The organism is Aquabacterium sp. (assembly GCF_021768455.1).
GTDB lineage: Bacteria > Pseudomonadota > Gammaproteobacteria > Burkholderiales > Burkholderiaceae_C > Aquabacterium.
The window spans coordinates 1-3,421 of sequence record NZ_JAIZVX010000237.1 but is presented as its reverse complement, the minus strand read 5'-3'; the positions used below and the strand labels follow the sequence as shown (position 1 = coordinate 3,421).

At 73.1% G+C, this 3,421-nt stretch carries 2 protein-coding genes; both read left to right on the top strand.

Annotated features, from left to right (window positions below; translation table 11 throughout):
- The first annotated feature begins 129 nt into the window (after window positions 1–129).
- Window positions 130–795: an ABC transporter ATP-binding protein gene (locus QZ994_RS19145; RefSeq protein WP_290877486.1), complete on the top strand. Its 666-nt coding sequence runs from the start codon at window positions 130–132 to the stop codon at window positions 793–795.
- Between the two features lie 25 nt (window positions 796–820).
- A complete protein-coding gene (locus tag QZ994_RS19140) occupies window positions 821–3,421 on the top strand; it encodes an ABC transporter permease (RefSeq protein WP_290877483.1) in 2,601 nt (866 codons plus the stop codon).

Below are 3,421 nucleotides of genomic sequence, written 5' to 3'. Positions count from 1 at the left end.
GGGATCAGAGGGCAGGGCAGACATCGCCGCGCACTGTAGCGGGCGTGTCTCGGCTCGGCAAGCCCGTCGGTCAGGGCCCTACGCGGTCTGCGCGCCAGGCGGGGCCGTTTGCCCGATATGCTCCCGGGCATGCTCCACGTTCGCCAACTCGCCAAACGCTACGGCACCGAGCCGGTTTTTTCTCAGGTCGACCTCGATGTGCCCCAGGGCGAGTTCGTGGCCCTGGTGGGCGAATCGGGTGTGGGCAAATCGACCCTGCTGAACTGCCTGGCCGGGCTGGACGTGCCATCGGAAGGCCGCGTCGAGGTGCTGGGCACGCCACTGACCACCCTGGGGGAACGCGCCCAGGCCCTGTTCAGGCGCCAGCACCTGGGCTTTGTGTTCCAGGCCTTCCACGTTCTGCCCCACCTGAGCGTGGCCCAGAACGTGGCCCTGCCCCTGATGCTGCTGGGCGAGGCACCCGCGGCCTGCCGCACGCGGGTCCAGGCCATGCTGGAGGCCGTGGGCCTGGGTGGCCTGGGCGAGCGTCTGCCGCAGCAGCTCTCTGGCGGGCAGCTGCAGCGCGTGGCCATTGCACGCGCCCTGGTGCACCGCCCGGCCCTGATCCTGGCCGACGAGCCCACCGGCAACCTCGACCCGCACACCGCCGAGCAGGTCATGCAGGTGCTGAGCGAGCAGACCCGCCTGCACGGCGCAGCCTGCGTGATGGTCACGCATTCGCAGGCCGCCGCAGCGCGGGCCGACCGGGTGCTCACGCTCACCACCACCGGCCTGCGCGAGCGCGTCCATGGCTGAGGGTCGGGCGTCTGTGCCCCAGGCGATGCCCTCCCCGGTGTGGCGCCTGCTGCGGTCCTTCTCTTGGCCGGAGTGGCGCCACCATGGGCCGCGCCACGCCACGGCGGTGCTGGCCGTGCTGCTGGGCGTGGCCCTGGCGTTTTCGGTGCACCTGATCAACGAATCGGCGCTGAGCGAGTTCAGCGCGGCGGTGCGCAGCGTCAATGGCCAGGCCGATGTGAGCCTGCAGGCCGCCCGCGGGGGCTTCGATGAAAGCCTCTACCCCCGCGTGGCACAGCACCCGCAGGTGGCCGTGGCCAGCCCGGTGGTGGCGCTGCGCACCCAGGCCCTGGGCCGCGATGGGCGGTTGCACCCCCTGCGCGTGATCGGCCTGGACGCCCTGGTGGCCGCGCCCCTGGCCCCGGCCCTGTTGCCGCAGCCTGTGCCCCACTCGTCGACATCCTCCTTGACCTCTTCGTCGACCCAGGACCACCGCTTCGACGGCTTCGCCCTCGACACCATCGCGCTCAACGCCAGCGCGCGCCGCCAGCTGGGCGTGCAGGTGGGCGAGGCCCTCACGGTGCTGGGTGGAGCGGACGGCCAGACGACACTGAGCCTGCGCGTGAGCGCCACCGTGGCCGCGGGCGGCGAGGCCCTGGGCGTGATGGACATCGCCGCGGCGCAGGACCGGTTCGGGCGCCTGGGCCAGCTCAGCCGCATCGATGTGAAGCTGGCCGAAGGGGCCCGCCTGAACGACGTCATCGGTGCGCTGCGCCTGCCTCCCGGGGTGCAGGCCGATGCGGCGGGCGAGGCCAGCCAGCGGGTCTCCAACGTCTCGCGCGCCTACCGGGTCAACCTCACGGTGCTGGCCCTGGTGGCCCTGTTCACCGGGGGCTTTCTGGTGTTTTCCATCCTCTCGCTCTCGGTGGCCAAGCGGCAGCAACAGTTTGCGCTGCTGGGCGTGCTGGGCCTGAGCGCCCGCGAGCGCCTGCAGCTGGTGCTGTGGGAATCGGCCGCGGTGGGACTGCTGGGCTCGGCCTTGGGGCTGGCCCTGGGCACGGGGCTGGCCGCCGCCGCGCTCAAGCTGCTGGCCGGCGACCTGGGCGGAGGCTACTTCCCCGGCATCGCGCCCAGCCTGCAGTGGTCGCCCTGGGCGGCGGCGCTGTACGGTGGCCTGGGCGTGGTGGCCGCGCTGGCGGGCGGCTGGTTGCCAGCGCGCTCGGCGCAAGGCCTGGCCCCGGCCCAGGCGCTCAAGGGCCTGGGGGATGCCCGCCAGGCGGGGCACGGCCAGTGGCTGGGGCCGGCCTTGCTGGTGCTGGGCGGGGGCTTGAGCCTGCTGCCCGCGGTGGGTGGCGTGCCGCTGTGGGCCTACATCGCCGTGGCCTGCGTGCTCATGGGCGGCATCGCCTGCGTGCCCGGTCTGGTCGGCCTGCTGCTGGGCGCCCTGCCCGCGCCACGCCACCCGGCCACCCTGCTGGCGGTGGAACGCGCCCGCCGCATGCGCCACACGGCCACTGTGGCCATGGCGGGCGTGGTGGCCAGCCTGAGCCTCTCGGTGGCCCTCACGGTGATGGTGGCCAGCTTCCGCGACTCGGTCACCGGCTGGCTCGACGTGGTGCTGCCCGCCGACCTCTATGCCCGCACCGCCAAGGCCGGCGGCGATGGGCCCGATGGCGACGGTCTGCACCTGGGCCCAGCCCTGCTGGCCGAGATCGCCCGCACCCCTGGCGTGCGCCGCGTGGGCGGTGTGCGCGTCAGCAGCCTCTCGCTGGACGCGGCCCAAGCGCCGGTGGCCCTGATCTCGCGCGAACTGGTGGACCCGGCCAAAAGCCTGCCCCTGGTCGGCGAACTCGTCGCCATGCCCGACCACCCTGCCGCACCGGTCATCCCCATCTACGTGAGCGAGGCCATGGTCGACCTCTACGCTGCCCACCCCGGCCGCACGCTGGCCCTGCCCCTGCGCGCAGGCCAGCCGTTCGTGCCCGCCTTCGTGCGCGGCGTGTGGCGCGACTACGCCCGCCAGCAAGGCGCCATCGTGCTGCACGAGGCCGATTACCAGCGCCTCACCGGTGACACCACGGTCAATGACCTGGCCCTGTGGCTGCAGCCCGAGGCCCGCACCGATGCGGTCCAGGCGGCCATCCGCACGGCCGCCACCCGCACGGGCCTAGATGGCGCACAGATCGAGTTCGCCGAACCGCGCCAGATCCGCGAGACCACGCTGCGCATTTTCGACCGCAGCTTTGCCGTCACCTACTGGCTGCAGGCCGTGGCCATCGGCATCGGGCTGTTTGGCACGGCGGCCAGCTTTTCGGCGCAGGTGCTGGCGCGGCGCAAGGAATTCGGCCTGCTGGCCCACCTCGGCTTCACGCGGGGGCAGGTGCTGGCCACCGTGGCCGGTGAGGGCGCCGCGCTCACGGGCGTGGGCGCCCTGCTGGGCCTGGCCCTGGGCATGGGCGTGAGCGTGGTCCTGGTGCACGTGGTCAACCCGCAGAGCTTCCACTGGACCATGGACCTGCTGCTGCCCTGGTGGCGCCTCATGGCCCTGTGCGCCAGCGTGGTGGCCGCGGGCACGCTCACCGCCTTGCTGGCTGGCCGCGCCGCCGTGGGCCAGGATGCCGTCATGGCCGTGAAGGAGGACTGGTGA